Genomic DNA, 15,858 nt, shown 5'->3' with positions numbered 1-15,858 from the left:
TCGTAGAGAGAGGTTCGATGCCACGCCGCGCACCGTGTCCGGGATGCCCAACTTCGCCGTATTGGAAATACTACCGGCGATATCAGCCGCACGCCGTGGCGGGCTGCCCCATGGCGTCGAGTTCATCCCGGCCCGGGTCGAGGCACTGGGCGAGGCAGCGGGTGTGGGACAGCCCGAAGATTCCGTAGAGGAGCACACCCAAGCCCATCAGCGCCGGTAGGAGCCAGAACCCGGCGCGGGGCTGCTCCCCGTAGAGCGTCACCCCGAGACAGAAACTCACCGAGGCGTCGCCCAGCGTCAGAGCGGGCTGCGAGCCGATGAGCGGGCCCCCTTGCATGGCCACGCCGAGCAGGAACAGCGAAAAGGCGCCGACGGCCGCGAAGCCGTACGTCTGCCAGGCGGTGAAGAAGGCCGCGGCGCCCCGGGCGGAGAGAATGTTCATGGCCGACTTGACCAGTGCCGCGGTGACGGCGTTTCCGATGGCCGCCGCCGCGGCGAGCGATGCCGCCCGCAGCAGACCGGCGGGGCGCCGCAGACCGGTGAGCACGAGGGCGGCACCGAGCCCTCCGGTGACCGCGAGCGCGGGCAGCCACCAGATCCCGGGCACCTGTTCACGCCCTCCGGTGGGAGCCAGCGAGAGCAGGACCAGAGCCAGTCCGGCGACGATGCAGGCCACACAGAGCCATGCCTTCCGCGACAGCCCGACATGGAAGACCATTCCTCCGATCACCAGGGCGAGGGGGAGTTCAAGGATGAAGATGGGCTGTACGGCGGCCAGTGATCCGGTGGCCAGGGCGAGCGCCTGGAAGAGGGCGGCGAAGACCACGCCGAGCATGCCGCCGAACCAGACCGGAGTGTGCACCAGGTCGCGGATCAGCCCGATGCGCAATGACCGTGACGCCGGAACGGTGAGCGCCGCGCGCCGCTGCAATACCGTGCCGAGCGCGTTGCTGCCGGCCGCGAGCAGAGCGAACGTGATCGACAGCAGAATCGTCACCATGGGCACCACTCCCGGGTTCGCGCTTCATCGTCGCGGTGCGCTCCCTCGGCCCTTCGGCCAGGCTACGCCTCCCGGGGGAGCGCGTGGATCGCGCGCGGTGTGGTCATGAACGGCGTGGTCATGAACGGCGTGGTCATGAATGGTGCGGTCATGAACTCCGAGTGTTCGCCCTCGAGGCGGGAGAGATGGTCGAGCAGAATGCCCTCGCGCAGGGCCCATGGGCAGACGGTGAGTCGTTTCACCGCCATGACCTCCATGGCGGCCTCCGCGACGATGGCACCGGCCAGGCACTGATGCGCCCTGGCGGCGGAGATGCCACGCAGCTTGGCTCGCTGCCGGTCCGTTCTGACCGCCAGCCGTGACACCCAGGGCAGCAGCTCCTTACGGCTGAGGCTGTGGACCGCGCGCGGACCGTTGCCGGGCCGCCGGGTTCCGGCGAGGCGGGCCAGCTGGGCGAACGTCCTGGACGTGGCGACGCAGGAGAGGGGCGCGGGCTGTGCGCGCAGTTCGGCGGTGGCCTGTCCGAGGGCGGCGCGTACGTGCCGGCGCAACGCCTTGACGTCCCGCTTCGGCACCGGTGTGGCATCGGGCAGATGGTGGCGGGTGAGCCGGTCGGCTCCCAGCGGCAGGGAGATGGCGAGGGCGGGGTGCGTGCCGCTTCCGCAGGCGATTTCCAGGGAGCCGCCGCCGATGTCGAGGAGCAGTATCCGCCCGGCCGACCAGCCGAGCCAGCCGCGCACCGCCCGGAACGTCAGCCGTGCCTCCTCCACGCCGCTCATGAAACCCACGCGGATACCGGTGGCGGCCTCGATCTCGTCGAGCACCGCGTCCCGGTTGGTCGCGTCCCGCACCGCCGAGGTGGCGAAGGGGATCAGCCGGTCGATGTGGTGGGCGGACGCGGCGGCGGCGCTCGCGGTGACGGCGCCGACCAGGGACCGGATCGCGTCGCGGGGGATCACCCCCTGGCGATCGGTCGCGTCGGCCAGGCGGACCGGCTGCTTCCACGAGGCCACCGGCTCCGGGGGTCTACCGGGGAACAGGTCGGCGATCTTGAGATGGACGGTACGGGATCCGATGTCGAGCACTCCACAGCGCATCCGTGATGAGTGCCCCTACCTGACATATTCCAGACGTCGGATGATCGCGCGCCGTCCGGAGATCCGGCGGCGTTCCGCGCTCCGGACCCGCTCGGGGCCCGCCTCGCGCTTACTCCGGGCCCGCCCCGCGCCGTGACCTCGGCGGCCTGCGGCGGTGGCTGGTGTCGCACCACGGGTAGCGTGCGCTGCGACCGCACAGGCACACGGCGACCGTGAAGCGGTCGGAGCGCACCACGCTGCCATCGGGCAGGGTGACCTCGACCGGTCCCTCGATCAGCATCGGGCCGTCGGTCCCCACGCGCACGCTCACCGCGTGATCACTTGTGTCGTTCGGCACGGATCACCACCAGCTCTTCCTTCGTCTCGCCCGGGGCGATCAGCCCATGGGCCGCCAGCCAGGGGGCCTGTTCGCGCAGCACCGGCCCGAAGGGGATCGTGCGGCGGTCGGTCACGGCCGCCCGCAGCCCCGCCCCCGCCGACTCCAACTGTTCCACCGTACGATCCGGGCCGCACAGCCCCGAGTGCACCAGGAGCAGCACCCCGCCGGGGCGCAGCAGCGGTGGCGCGTCGCGGCAGATCCGGTCGACCACCGCCCGCCCGTCGGCCCCGGCCCGCCAGGCCACGCCACGGCCCCGGCGGATCCGCCGCCCCGCCACCGGCACATACGGCGGATTGGCCACGATGAGATCGAACCCGCGGTCGGCGACCGGTGTCAGCAGATCGCCCTGGAGGACACGCACCGGCAGCCCTTTGAGGCGGGCGCGCAGCCATGTGGCGCCCACGGCGAGCGGTGAGACATCGACCGCGGTGACCTGGGCCGCGCCGCGTCCGGCCGCGGCGAGGGCCAGGACCCCGCTGCCGGTCCCCACGTCCAGCACCGCCGTGTCGGCCGTGATGTCCTCGCGCAGCAGGGCCTCGGACAACAGCCATGTGTCGTCCTGCGGGGCGTACACACCCGGAGGCGTCCTGAACACCATCAACGGCGAGTACCCCCGGCGGGACGTGATGTGCGGGTGAGATGTCCGAGAGGAGTCACAGGCAGTCCCGGGGCAGCGTCTCGTTCCAGGTGCGCGAGAAGACCCGGCGGTCGCCCTCGTAGCCGTCCAGCGTGGCGTCCACGAAGAACTCCGTCTCGCTGGAGCGCAGCACCGTGCTGGTCACCACCCGCACATCCCAGTCGTCGCGGTGGAAGCGCATGGTCCAGGTGGACTCGCCACCGACCGAGGTGAAGTCGTCCGCGACCGCCGTATAGCGCTCGTACGCCCGGCGGCCGACGTCCAGCCCGATGTCGTCGAAGCGCAGGGTGCCCGCGTCCTTGACGATCTCCAGCTCGGACCCGTAGCCCACCAGGTCGCGCTTGACGTCCCAGCGCTCCTCGTGGGGTGTGATCCAGGTGGTGGCGGCGGGCGGTGTGCCCTCCGGCTCGCCGAACGGGCGCTGGGGCCGGTCCTCGCCCGCGGGCTCCCGGCGCAGCGGCAGCGTGAGGGCGCTGGCGGCCTCGTACACGGTCAGCAGCGCCGGCCGGGGCGGGGGCCAGGCGAGCGGCCAGTACGACGTGGACAGCGACAGCCGGATGCGGTGGCCGGGCGGGAACGCCTGGGCCACTCCGTTGAGCCGCACCCGGGCGCGGTAGCGACGGCCGGGCTCCAGCGGTTCGGGGTCGCCGATGGTCTCGCGGTGGGCGATGTTGAGCAGACCGTAGGTGACCCGGGTGGCGCGGCCGTCCGGAGCCACATCGGAGAGCCGGGCGGCGACCATGGCGACCGGTTCACTGACCGACAGCTCCAGTTCGACGGAGGGCGAGCCGAGGATCTCCACCCGCTCGGTGAGCGGATCGGTCTGGAACACCAGCGAACCGCCGTCCTCCTCCCGCTGGTCGTACGGCAGGTCAGGAGGCGCGTTGTAGGAGGCCCACTTGCCCGCGAACTGGCCCACGGACAGCGGCGACTGGACGGTCAGCGGCTCGCCCGGCGCTTCCTTCCCGGGCGGTGCGTCGCCGGGGTCGGCGATGCGGTGGCCGGTGAGCGGGTGCACCACCGGCTCGACATTGGGGGAGGGCCACCGGGGCTCGGCGATCCAGCGGCCGGGCCGCTCCTCGTAGGCGGTGGACGGTGGCACGCTGTCCTGCATCCACGTCCACAGCATGGGCCCGTCCATGACGCCGTTGTCCACGCCCTTCAGCCAGTGGTCCCACCACCGCACCACCTCCTGGAGGTAGCCGATGGCCGGGCCCGGCTCGCCCAGGTGCGGGTACTTGTGCGACCACGGCCCGATCAGGCCCTTGCGCGGTACGTCCAGATTGCCGAGCAGCCGGGTCACGGCGTTGGAGTAGCCGTCCGCCCAGCCGCTGGAGGCCAGCACGGGGCACCGCACGGCCTGGTAGTCCTCGCACACCGAGGCATGCCGCCAGTAGTCGTCGCGGCGCTGGTGGCGCAGCCACTCCACCACCCAGGGGCGGGCGTTCTCCAGCCGCTCGTGCCACATCCCGCGCCAGCGCTCGCCGACCACCGCCGGATCCGGCGGGCAGGTGGCGTAGGCGAACATCGTGCCCGCCTCGGCGAGGTTGTCCGACAGCAGCGCACCGCCCATGTAGTGCATGTCATCGGCGTACCGGTCGTCGGTGAAGGACGCGATGACGATGGCGCGCAGGCTCGGCGGACGCCGGGCGGCCACCTGGAGGGCGGCGAAGGCACCCCAGGAGATGCCCATCATGCCGGTGGCGCCGTCGCACCAGGGCCGCTCGGCCAGCCACGCCAGGATCTCCTCGGCGTCCGTCTGCTCCTGCCCCAGGTATTCGTCCGTCAGCACCCCCTCCGACTCCCCGGTGCCCCGCAGGTCGACGCGGACACACGCATAGCCGTGACCGGCGATGTAGGGGTGGTGGATGGAGTCGCGCACGGAGGTCAGATCCCGTTTGCGGTAGGGGATGTACTCCAGCACCGCGGGCACCGGCTCCTCGTCCGAGGACGTGGGACGCCAGACGCGCGCCGACAGGCGAACGCCGTCGGACATCGGGATCGTGATGTGTTCCTCTTCCTTCGTGGCGCACGGCAGATTGCTCACGAGGCGCATAGGCCGACATGCTCCTTTCCTGGTGGCGGTGTCGGTCGGGGGCTCAGCGGCGCTGTTGCCCCCGTATCTCCTGCTCCGGCTCCGGCTGCTGCTCCCGCCGCTCCCGCCGGGCGCCCGGGGCGGTGGTGTCGAAGAGGAGGTTCAGGGCGGCGACACAGCGGTCGTACTTCTCGCGCAGGTCCTCCTCGCTGTCCCCGCCGGTGAAGATGTGGGCGAGTTCGAAGCTGTAGCTGTCCTGCTGCTCCAGCTGCGACAGCCGCTGTCCCCCCTCGGGCACCACATCGATCCGTACGCCGGGGATCTCCCGCTCGATGCGCTCGATCTCCTCGTCGACGGGGGCGTCATGGACCACACCGTCGGCGAACCACCGGTAGTACCACTTGGCGGCCATCGCGTAGGGACCCTCCCGGTACGGCAGGGCGGGGTCCTCGCCGAGGGCGAGGCTGAGCATGCAGTGGTGGTTGGGCACCCCGTCGACGTAGGCGAAGAGTTCGGCGTGCGACTGGGAGTGGCGGGGGTTGATCTCCAGGAGATTGATCTCGTCCGTGGCGGCGTCGTAGAAGTACTCGATGCTGAACGTGGCCCCGTCCATGCCGATCTGCCGCATCACCCGCCGCGAGACGTCATGCAGCCGCCGGATCACGGGCTCGGGCAGCGCGGAGGGGTACTGGTGGCGCAGGAAGGACGAGCTGTCGGGGTAGTCGATGGAGTCCAGCACGCCGTAGACGGTCACCTCGCCCTGGTGGACATATCCCTCCACGGCGACCTGCACCCCGCTCAGCGCCTCCTCCGCGAGGCACACCTGGCCGCCCACACCCTCCATCTCCGGCGGGAGCTCGAGCCGTTCGAGGACGGCGTCGAAGGGCCTGCCGACGCGGCCGATGCCCTCACGGATCCGGCTCACCGCCGCACCGAACTCCTCCTCGTCCTTGACGGAGAAGGCCAGCTCGGAGGAGTACGCGAGGGCGGGCTTGAGCCACATCGGGAAGCGGACGCCCTCCGGCGGCCGCGGGTCCCGCGCCTCCAGATCCACCCGGCCGAACCGCGGATGCTCCTCGATCACCTTCCGCTGCTCCAGCCGGCTCCAGTACTTGTGCTCGCACTTGACCACCGACTCCAGGCTGGTGCTGCGCGTGCCGTAGCGCTCGCTGAGGATCGGCACGAGTGTGCTCACCGGGAAGTCCCAGTAGCCGACGATCGCGTCGATACCGCCCTCGAAGGCGTCCAGAACGCCTTCCGCCTTCGCGATCAGGTCCGCCACGGACACCTCGCCGCTCTGGAGGTCCTCGACCGTGAGCAGGTGGTGGAACCGGTACCGGCCGGCACCGGGCCCACTCTCCAGGATGGGCACATTGGCCTCGTCCAGGCCGATCACAAAGATGTTCTTCTCGTCCACGGGCGTGTTCCCTCCCTGCGCCGACGATTTCCGGCGTCCTGAGTACCCGTGTGCGGGCCGTCAATCCTCAGGGTTCAGGGGCGGGGCCCCTGCCAGGCGGTGGTTGACCCTGACCCAGGGGCAGCCTCGCAGCATGGTCGGCATGACGACGACGCAGCGCTTCACGGTCCACCACGACGGTGTCACGATCCCGGTGTCCCGGGGCGGTCGGGGACGGCCGCTGGTCCTGTGCCCCGGCCTGAACTCCACCCGGGCCGATCTGCACGAGCTGGTCGAACTCCTGCGGCGCGACCACGACGTGGTGACCTTCGACCTCCGGGGCCATGGCCTCGCCTCCGCCGCCGACCGGTACTCCTTCGACGCGTTTCGCGGCGATCTCTTCGCCGTGCTGGCGGAGTCGGGGCGCCTCGGCCCACCCTCGCCGCCCGTGCTCGTGGGCTACTCGCTGGGTGCGGACCTGGCCGTGCACTACGCCGCCGAGTGCCCTGAGGCCGTCGCCGGGCTCGTCCTCATCGACGGGGCGAACCCGCTGCCCGAACCGTTCATCACCGACGCCGACCTGCCGGAGTTCCGCGCGATGGCGGAGGACCCGGCCATGTGGCGGGAGATCGGGCGGGCCAGGGGCACCGCGCGTCAGGTGTTGCTCAGCCCCCGGGACATCCTCGATGTGCAGCTCGAGATGGATGTCGTGCGGGCCGGAATCCTCGACCGGTACCGGAAGATCGACCGCCCGATCCACATGATCATGTCGGCCGCCATCGCGGGCGGCGGCACCGAGGGGCGTGTGCCCCGCCACAACCGGCTCTGGCGCGCGGGCATCGACCGGCTGGTGCACGAACGGCCCGACACCTCCGTGACCTGGCTCGACACCGGCCACCGGCTGGTCTTCACCCACGCCCGGGAGATCGCGGAGATCATCCGGCGCCACTCGCCCGACGGGCCGACCCCGTGAGCGATGCGAGCGATTCCCGGGAGACTGGTCCGATGCTGACCATCGGCGAGCTGGCGTCGTACGCCGGAGTGACCGTGCGCGCGGTGCGCCACTACCACGCCAAGGGGCTGCTGCCCGAGCCGGAGCGGGACCACTCCGGCTATCGGCGGTACGGCGCCGACGCCGTCGTCGAGCTGATCAGGATCCGCACCCTCGCCGAGGCCGGGGTTCCGCTGGCGCGCGTACGGGAGCTGCTCCGGGCCGGTGAGGAGGAGTTCGCCGCGGCGGTCGCGGAGATCGACCGGCGGCTGCGGGCGGAGATCCGGGAGCGGCAGCGGCACCGCGCCCGGATCGCCCGCCTGGCCGCCGGGGACAGCCTGGCGCTGCCCCCGGAGGTGGTGGAGTTTCTCGACCGGCTGCGGGCGCTCGGGGTCGATGAGCGGATCGTCCGGGTGGAGCGCGACGGCTGGATCCCGCTGGCCGCGCACGCGCCCGAGCGGGTCCCGGAGTGGATGGCACGCAAGCGGGAGCAGATCGCCGACCCGCGGTTCATCGGCTTCTACCGCACCCTGGGCCAGGCGCTCGACCGCGCCGACGACGACCCACGGCTGGCCGGGCTGGCCGACGAGCTGGCCGCCTACCTCACGGGGATGGCCGAGGAGCGGGGCGAGGACTACATCGACGACGCCGAGATCGAGCCACCGCTGGTCAGGGTGATGGACACCCTCGCGTTCGACACCATGCCGTCGGCCCGCCGGCTGATCGAGCTGCTGAGGCAGCGGGGCTGGACCGGCTGGACCAAGGTCGGGCGCGTCGACAGGGGCGCGGCCGGACCACGCGGGAACTCGGCAAAGACGAGGAGCTCGGCAAGAACGGGAGCTCGGCAAGAACGGGAGCTCGGCAAGAACGGGAGCTCGGCGGAAAGGGGGTTCGGCAGAAGGGGCCGGGCGGGTGAGGATGGGCGGATGACCGCCACCTCGCGTGCCCATTCGTTCAACGCGGCCGCCGCCCAGTACGCCGCGAACCGCCCCTCCTACCCGCCCGCCCTCTTCGACGCCGTCGAGGAGCTCGCCGGACGCCCGCTCGCGGGCGCCCGCGTCGCCGACGTCGGCGCGGGCACCGGCATCGCCACCGCGCTCCTGCGCGGGCGCGGCGCCGATGTGATCGCCGTCGAGCCGGGCGCGGGCATGGCCGCCGAGTTCCGCCGGGCGCTTCCGGACGTGCCGATCGTCCGGGGCGACGGCAACGCCCTGCCCCTCGCCGACGCCTCCCGCGACCTGATCACGTATGCGCAGTCCTGGCACTGGACCGACACCGACCGGTCCGTTCCGGAGGCGCTGCGGGTGCTGCGCCCGGGTGGCGCGCTGGCGGTCTGGTGGAACACCACCGCCTTCGACGTGCCGTGGATCGCCGCCCAGGCCGAGCGCGTCGCGGTCCACTCCGGTGTGACGTCGAAGCCTTACGTGCGTCCCGACGACAGCCGGGCCGCCCGGCTCGCGGGCCTCTCCGGTCTCCGCGTCACCCGCCGCCAGGTGCGCTGGAGCCGCGTCGTCTCCCTCGACACCCACCTGGCCAACATCACCAGTCACTCGGCGTTCCTCGTCCTCGGCGAGTCCGGTACCCAGGAGTTCCTCGCCGCCGAGCGCGGGCGGCTGCGCGAGCTCTTCCCGGACGAGAAGGTGGAGGAGACCTATCTGGTGGACCTACTGGTGGCCGCCCGTCCCTGAGCCTTCGCCCCGGCTCTCCTCCTGGGCGTCGACGTTGGGCGTGATGGCGTCCCCCGACTCGCCGTAACGGCTGTCCTCCTCGTCGTCGGTCACCCGTGTCTCGGCCTCGGTGATCTCCGCCTCGATCTCCTCGGCCGCCGTCCGGGCGCCCGTCTTCTCGCCCTTCTCGCCGCTCATGATCGTGTCCTCCCTCGGCGGGCCGCCGCGTTCCCGGGCGGGCCGCCGCATGCGTAGGTACTGCCGACCGGTGGCCGGGTGCCCCGGCCGGCCGTGACCCATGCGCGCGGCGCTTACCGGTGCGCGCCACGTTTACCGGCCCGGTCGACGGCTACTCCTGTGAGGTGCTTCGTGCAGCACTACCGAGGAGGCGCCGTGGCTCAGGTATCGGATTTCGTACTCGCTCGGCTGCGGGAGTGGGGGGTGGCGCGGGTCTTCGGCTATCCGGGTGATGGGATCAACGGTCTGCTCGGGGCGTTCGACCGTGCCAAGGGCGATCCCGAGTTCATCCAGGTCCGGCACGAGGAGATGGCCGCGTTCATGGCCTGCGGCCACGCCAAGTTCACCGGTGAGGTCGGAGTCTGCGTCGCCACCTCGGGGCCCGGCGCCGTCCACCTGCTCAACGGACTGTACGACGCCAAGCTGGACCACCAGCCGGTGGTCGCCATCGTGGGTCAGCAGAAGCGGCTCAGCCTCGGCACCCACTACCAGCAGGAAATCCACGTGGACCGGCTCTTCGCCGACGTCTCCGAGTACTGCGAGATGGTCACCCACCCCGGCCAGGCACGGCATGTCATCGACCGTGCCTTCAAGACCGCGCTGACCACCCGCGGCGTGGCGACCATCGTGATCCCCAACGACATCCAGGAGGAGGACGCCCAGCCCTCCCCGCCCAAAGCGCACGGATCGGTGTTCTCCAGCGTGGGCTGGAGCCGCCCCCGCGTCCTGCCCGACCCCGATGAGCTCCGCCGCGCCGCCGATGTCCTCAACGAGGGCGAGAGGGTCGCCATCCTCGTCGGCCAGGGCGCGGCCGACGCCGCGGGCGAGGTCGTCGGAGTGGCGGAGCTGCTGGGCGCCGGGGTGGCCAAGGCGCTGCTGGGCCGGGACGTCCTCCCCGACGACCTGCCCTATGTGACCGGGCCGATCGGTCTGCTGGGCAGTACCGCCAGCGACAAGATGATCAAGGAGTGCGACACCCTCTTCCTGATCGGCACCAGCTTTCCGTACTCCGAGTGGCTGCCGGACGAGGGGCAGGCCCGAGGCGTCGAGATCGACATCGACGGCCGCATGATCGGGATGCGCTACCCCATGGACGCCCATCTGGTGGGCGACGCGAAGGAGACCCTCAAGGCGCTCCTCCCGCTGCTGCGGCGCAAGGAGAAGCGCAGCTGGCGGAAGAAGGTCGAGAAGGATGTGCGGGAGTGGCTCACCATCTGCGACACCTGGGCCGGCCAGCACTTCGGGGACACCATCAACCCCCAGTCGGTGGCCGCCGAGCTCTCCTCACGGCTGCCGGACCGGGCGATCCTCACCGCCGACTCCGGATCCGCCACCAACTGGTGGGCGCGCCATCTGAAGCTGCGCGACGGAATGGACGCCTCGCTGTCCGGCACGCTGGCCACCATGGGCCCCGGGGTGCCGTACGCGATCGCGGCCCGATTCGCGTACCCCACCCGCCCGGTGATCACCTTCGTGGGAGACGGCGCCTTCCAGATGAACGGCATGAACGAGATGATCACCGTCAAGCGCTATCTGGACCGGCTGGCGGGCGGCCCGCCGCTCGTCTTCTGCGTCTTCAACAACCAGGACCTCAACCAGGTCACCTGGGAGCAGCGCGCCATGGCCGGGGACCCGAAGTACCCCGCCTCCCAGACCATCCCCGACATCCCCTACGGCGCGTACGCCGAGCTGCTGGGGCTGCGCGGGATCCGCTGCGAGTCCCCGAAGAAGGTCGGCAGGGCCTGGGACGAGGCGCTGGCCAGTGACCGGCCGGTCGTCCTGGAGTTCACGGTCGACCAGGAGATCGCCCCGATCCCGCCCCACCTCATGGTCCCCATGGCGAAGAAGACGGTGAAGGCCGCGCTGCACGACCCCGAGCTGGCCGGGATCGCCCACCGGGGCATCCGGCAGAAGGTCGCCCAGTACGCCGAGCGCCTGCCGGGACGCGGACACGCCTGACGGAAGGGGGAGACGCGGCATGCGTACCGCGAGCGGGCTTGAGGGGGCACTGCGTGCGGAGGTGGACGCCGAGGTCAGGTTTGACGCGGGCAGCCGGGGCGCGTACGCCACGGACGGCTCCAACTACCGCCAGGTGCCCATCGGCGTCGTCGTCCCGCGCACCGTGGAGGCCGGGGCGCGGGCGGTGGAGGTGTGCGCGCGCTTCGGCGCGCCCGTCCTGTCGCGCGGCGGCGGCACCAGCCTGGCCGGTCAGTCCACCAACACCGCCGTCGTGATCGACTGGAGCAAGTACTGCCACGCCCTGGTCTCGGTGGATCCCGAGGCGCGCACCTGTGTGGTGGAGCCGGGGCTGGTGCTGGACGAGCTCAACCGCCAACTCGCCGACCACCAACTCCAGTTCGGGCCCAAGCCGTCCACGCACAGCCACTGCGCGCTGGGCGGAATGATCGGCAACAACTCGTGCGGCGCGTCGGCGCAGGCGTTCGGCAAGACCGTGGACAACGTGCGCCGCCTGGAGGTCCTCACCTACGACGGCGTGCGCATGTGGGTGGGGCCGACGTCCAAGGCCGAGCGGGCGCGGATCGCGGCGGAGGGCGGCCGCCGGGCCGAGATCTACGACGGACTGGACCGCGTCGTCGGCGAGTACCTCGCGGACATCCGGCGCGGCTACCCGAAGATCCCGCGCCGGGTCTCCGGCTACAACCTGGACTCGCTGCTCCCGGAGAACGGCTTCGACGTGGCCCGGGCCCTGGTGGGCAGCGAGGGCACGCTGGTGACGGTGGTGCGCGCCGAGGTGGACCTGGTGCCCGTACCGCCGTACCAGTCGCTGCTGGTGCTCGGCTACGACGACATCTGCGCCGCCGCCGACGATGTGCCCCGGCTCCTGGAGCGCTGCACACCCGGCGAACTGGAGGCCCTCGACGGGCGGATGGCCGAGCTGATGCGCGAGGAGCACGCTTACCTCGAATCCCTCAACTCCCTTCCTGAGGGCGACAGTTGGCTGATGGTGCAGTTCGGTGGGGACTCCCAGGAGGACGTCGACGAGCAGGCGCACGCACTGCTGCGCTCGGTGGGGCGGGACGAGAAGGACGCCACGGTGGCCTTCTCCGACGACCCCCGGCGCGAGCAGCGGATGCTCAGGGCCCGCGAGGCGGGCCTCGGGGTGACCGCGCGTCCGCCGGACGACCGGGAGACCTGGGAGGGTTGGGAGGACTCCGCCGTCCCGCCCGAGCGTCTGGGGGACTATCTGCGCGATCTGAAGGACCTGTTCGCGGAGTTCGGCTACGACCATCCGTCGCTGTACGGCCACTTCGGGCAGGGCTGTGTGCACACCCGCATCCCGTTCGGGATGAAGACCGCCGAGGGTGTGGCCGACTTCCGCCGCTTCCTGGAACACGCCGCCGACCTGGTGGTCTCGTACGGCGGTTCGCTGTCCGGCGAGCACGGGGACGGGCAGGCGCGGGGCGAACTGCTCACCCGGATGTTCGGCGAGCGGCTGGTGACCGCCTTCGGCGAGATGAAGGCGGTGTTCGACCCGGAGAACCGGATGAACCCGGGCAAGGTCACCGGCCCGAGCCCGAGCCCCGGTAAGGCCACCGGCCCCGGCAAGGCCACCGGCCCGAACCCGGTCGACGGTCAGCTGCGCCTGGGCCCGGGGTGGCGGCCGGACACCCCCGACACCCACTTCGGCTACCCCGACGACGACCACTCCTTCACCCGTGCCGTCATGCGCTGTGTCGGCATCGGCAACTGCCGCAGCCACCACGGCGCCGTGATGTGCCCATCGTACCGGGCCACCAACGAGGAGGAACACTCCACCCGCGGCCGGGCCCGGCTGCTGTTCGAGATGCTCGACGGCCACCCGGACTCCGCCGTCACCGACGGCTGGCGCTCCACCGAGGTCCATGACGCCCTGGACCTGTGCCTGGCGTGCAAGGGCTGCAAGTCCGACTGCCCGACCGGTGTCGACATGGCGACGCTCAAGGCCGAGTTCCTCGCCCACCACTACGCGGGCCGCCCGCGCCCGGCGGCGCACTACTCCATGGGCTGGCTGCCGGTGTGGGCCCGGCTGTCCCGTATCGCGCCCTCGCTGGTCAACACCGTGGCCCGGGCGCCGGGCGTGGCCGGTCTCGGCAAGCGGCTGGCCGGTGTGGACGGCGCGCGCCAGGCGCCGGTGTTCGCGCCGCGGTCCTTCCTCCAGTGGTGGCGCGCCCGCGCCGCCGAGGAGCCGGACCCGGCCGACCCGCGGACCGTGGTGGTGTGGCCCGACACCTTCAGCACCTACTTCCACCCCTCGGTCGCCATCTCGGCCGTCCGGGTGCTGGAGGACGCCGGCTTCCGGGTCGCCGTACCGACCGAGCCCGTGTGCTGCGGTCTGACCTGGATCTCCACCGGGCAACTGGCCACCGCGAAGAAGGTGTTGCGGCGTACGCTGCGGGTGCTGCGGCCCTATCTCGAGGCGGGCACCCCGATCATCGGCCTCGAACCCTCCTGCACCGCGGTGTTCCGGGCCGACGCACCCGAACTGATGCCCGCCGACCAGGACGTGGGGCGGCTGGCCGGGCAATTCCGCACCTTCGCCGAACACCTCGTCCAGCACGCCCCCGACGGCTGGCGGCCACCCGCGCTCAGCCGGCAGGCCGTCGTCCAGACCCACTGCCACCAGCACGCCATCATGAAGGACGACGCGGACCGCGAACTGATGCGCCGCGCCCACCTCGTCACCGACGTCCTGGACGAGGGCTGCTGCGGTCTGGCCGGAAACTTCGGCTTCGAACGCGGCCACCACGAGGTCTCGATGGCCATCGCGGAACAGGGTGTGCTGCCCGCCGTGCGCGCGGCCGCCCCCGGCAGTCTGCTGCTCGCGGACGGCTTCAGCTGCCGCACCCAGATCGAGCAAGGGGACACCGGCCGCGGTGCCCTCCACCTGGCCGAGGCGCTGGCCCTGGGCCTCGACACCACCCTGCCCAGCGAGCGGCCCGAACGCCTGGCCCAGCTCATGGCCCCGGCCTCGCGCGCGGCCCGCTGGGCGACCACCGCCGGCGCCGCCGCCCTCACGGCGACGGCCGTGGCGGGGGCCGCGGCGGGCGTCGGCCGCGCCGCCTCGCGACGCACGCGCCGCGGGGGACGGTGACCGCACGGTGGTGACAGGTCGCGTCCTGGCGGGAGGCGTGGACGAGCGCGTCGTGGACGGGGTGGACAGCGCCGTCTACACGGTGCCCACCGACGCCCCCGAGGCCGACGCCACCCTCGGCTGGGACAGCACCACCCTCGTCCTCGCCACCGTCCGCTGCGGCCGGGTCACCGGCCTCGGCTACACCTACGCTCCCGCCGCCACGGCCCTGGTCATCGACGATCTGCTCGCCGACGTCGTCACCGGCACCCCGGCCCTCGATGTGCCACGCGCGAACGAGGCCATGCACCGCGCCGTGCGCAACGCCGGACTGCCCGGCGTGGCCGCCCAGGCCATCGCCGCCGTGGACATCGCCCTGTGGGACTGCAAGGCCCGCCTGCTCGACCTGCCCCTCGCGCACCTCCTCGGCAGGGCGCGCGACGAGGTGCCCGTGTACGGCAGCGGCGGCTTCACCACGTACGACGCCGAGCGCCAGGACCGGCAGCTGCGCGGCTGGACCGAGGAAGAGGGCATCCCGCGCGTCAAAATCAAAATCGGGGAGTCCTGGGGGCGGTGCGAGGAACGCGACCGGAAACGCGTCGCCGAGGCCCGTACGAGCATCGGCGACACCACCGCCCTGTACGTGGACGCCAACGGCGGCTACGACGCCAAACAGGCCATCCGCATGGCCGACACACTCGCCGACCACGGTGTGACCTGGTTCGAGGAACCCGTCTCCTCGGACCACCTCACCACGCTCGCCACCATCCGCGACCGGGTCCCGATGGAGGTGACGGCCGGTGAATACGGCTACACCCTGCCCTACTTCGCGCAGATGCTCGCCGCCGGTGCGGTGGACTGCCTCCAGGCCGATGTCACCCGCTGCGGCGGCATCACCGTCTGGCTGCGCGCCGCCGCGCTCGCCCACGGCCAGGGCCTGGAGATCTCCGGCCACTGCGCCCCACACGCCCACGCCCACGCCGCCGCGTCCGTACCCAACCTGCGCCACCTGGAGTGGTTCCACGACCATGTGCGCATCGAGCGCCTTCTCTTCGACGGCGCCCTCGCGCCCGACGGTGGCAGCCTCACCCCGGGCCACGACGGCGCGCCCGGGCTGGGACTCACGCTGAACAGCGAGCGGGCGCGGCCGTACCGGGTGGCCTGAGCCGCGTATCGATAGGTGTCGGGGAGGGGCGGGGATCGGCTCGCCGCAGGCGGCACGATCAGCCGGGCGCCCCCTTTGACGACAGACCCTAGCTTGATCTTTAACCTGTGCGGCGGGGCCGTGGGTTGGACGTTTTGTTCGTTTGCCGTTTCGCTGGCTTCGTTTTGCGGGGTGTGTGCACGT

At 71.8% G+C, this 15,858-nt stretch carries 12 protein-coding genes and 1 pseudogene; 6 read left to right on the top strand and 7 right to left on the bottom strand.

Annotated elements, in window-relative coordinates; all coding sequences use genetic code 11:
• Positions 1–82 precede the first annotated feature (82 nt).
• The 6 genes from ABD329_RS36925 to ABD329_RS36900 all read right to left on the bottom strand — a co-directional run bounded on the left by ABD329_RS36925 (position 83) and on the right by ABD329_RS36900 (position 6,565).
• Positions 83–1,000, bottom strand: a complete 918-nt coding sequence (locus tag ABD329_RS36925) for a DMT family transporter (protein ID WP_344317507.1) — start codon at positions 998–1,000, stop codon at positions 83–85.
• Between the two features lie 62 nt (positions 1,001–1,062).
• Entirely contained in the window at positions 1,063–2,085 is a 1,023-nt protein-coding gene (locus ABD329_RS36920; protein ID WP_344317506.1) for a Ppx/GppA phosphatase family protein, read from the bottom strand.
• 121 nt (positions 2,086–2,206) lie between these two features.
• Complete coding sequence (locus ABD329_RS36915; RefSeq protein WP_425574429.1) at positions 2,207–2,434, bottom strand: CDGSH iron-sulfur domain-containing protein; 228 nt, start codon at positions 2,432–2,434, stop codon at positions 2,207–2,209.
• A complete protein-coding gene (locus ABD329_RS36910) occupies positions 2,415–3,074 on the bottom strand; it encodes a HemK2/MTQ2 family protein methyltransferase (protein WP_344317505.1) in 660 nt (219 codons plus the stop codon). The genes ABD329_RS36915 and ABD329_RS36910 overlap by 20 nt, the downstream gene beginning before the upstream one ends.
• A gap of 55 nt (positions 3,075–3,129) precedes the next feature.
• Positions 3,130–5,169, bottom strand: a complete 2,040-nt coding sequence (locus ABD329_RS36905; protein WP_198281079.1) for a CocE/NonD family hydrolase — start codon at positions 5,167–5,169, stop codon at positions 3,130–3,132.
• A 43-nt stretch (positions 5,170–5,212) separates the two neighbouring features.
• Positions 5,213–6,565 (bottom strand): ATP-grasp domain-containing protein, encoded by a 1,353-nt coding sequence (locus ABD329_RS36900; protein WP_198281080.1) that lies wholly within the window; start codon positions 6,563–6,565, stop codon positions 5,213–5,215.
• A gap of 142 nt (positions 6,566–6,707) precedes the next feature.
• Here ABD329_RS36900 and ABD329_RS36895 point away from each other — a divergent pair, with 142 nt between their 5' ends.
• The 3 genes and pseudogenes from ABD329_RS36895 to ABD329_RS36885 all read left to right on the top strand — a co-directional run bounded on the left by ABD329_RS36895 (position 6,708) and on the right by ABD329_RS36885 (position 9,223).
• Positions 6,708–7,517 carry an alpha/beta fold hydrolase gene (locus tag ABD329_RS36895; protein ID WP_246619031.1) on the top strand — a complete coding sequence of 270 codons (810 nt, stop codon included), beginning with the start codon at positions 6,708–6,710 and terminating at the stop codon, positions 7,515–7,517.
• Between the two features lie 32 nt (positions 7,518–7,549).
• Positions 7,550–7,747 (top strand): annotated as a pseudogene (locus ABD329_RS36890) (MerR family transcriptional regulator); the annotation flags it as partial.
• 714 nt (positions 7,748–8,461) lie between these two features.
• Positions 8,462–9,223 (top strand): class I SAM-dependent methyltransferase, encoded by a 762-nt coding sequence (locus ABD329_RS36885; protein WP_344317515.1) that lies wholly within the window; start codon positions 8,462–8,464, stop codon positions 9,221–9,223.
• Here ABD329_RS36885 and ABD329_RS36880 read toward each other — a convergent pair.
• Complete coding sequence (locus tag ABD329_RS36880) at positions 9,200–9,400, bottom strand: hypothetical protein (RefSeq protein ID WP_198282350.1); 201 nt, start codon at positions 9,398–9,400, stop codon at positions 9,200–9,202. The two genes, ABD329_RS36885 and ABD329_RS36880, sit on opposite strands and share 24 nt — an antisense overlap.
• 195 nt (positions 9,401–9,595) lie before the next feature.
• On the opposite strand from ABD329_RS36880, the gene ABD329_RS36875 reads away from it, so the two are divergent.
• The 3 genes from ABD329_RS36875 to ABD329_RS36865 are packed head-to-tail and all read left to right on the top strand — an operon-like array spanning position 9,596 to position 15,675.
• Positions 9,596–11,398, top strand: coding sequence for a thiamine pyrophosphate-requiring protein (locus tag ABD329_RS36875; RefSeq protein WP_344317504.1), 1,803 nt, complete (start codon positions 9,596–9,598; stop codon positions 11,396–11,398).
• A 19-nt stretch (positions 11,399–11,417) separates the two neighbouring features.
• Positions 11,418–14,531, top strand: coding sequence for an FAD-binding and (Fe-S)-binding domain-containing protein (locus ABD329_RS36870; protein ID WP_344317503.1), 3,114 nt, complete (start codon positions 11,418–11,420; stop codon positions 14,529–14,531).
• A gap of 10 nt (positions 14,532–14,541) precedes the next feature.
• The gene (locus ABD329_RS36865) at positions 14,542–15,675 is read left to right on the top strand and encodes an enolase C-terminal domain-like protein (protein WP_309142908.1); all 1,134 of its coding nucleotides are present in this window, start codon (positions 14,542–14,544) and stop codon (positions 15,673–15,675) included.
• The last annotated feature ends 183 nt before the right edge of the window (positions 15,676–15,858 follow it).

It is taken from the genome of Streptomyces javensis (assembly GCF_039525925.1).
Classification (GTDB): domain Bacteria; phylum Actinomycetota; class Actinomycetes; order Streptomycetales; family Streptomycetaceae; genus Streptomyces; species Streptomyces asiaticus.
The sequence above is the reverse complement of the archived record's forward strand: the minus strand, read 5'-3'. Positions and strand labels throughout refer to the sequence as shown.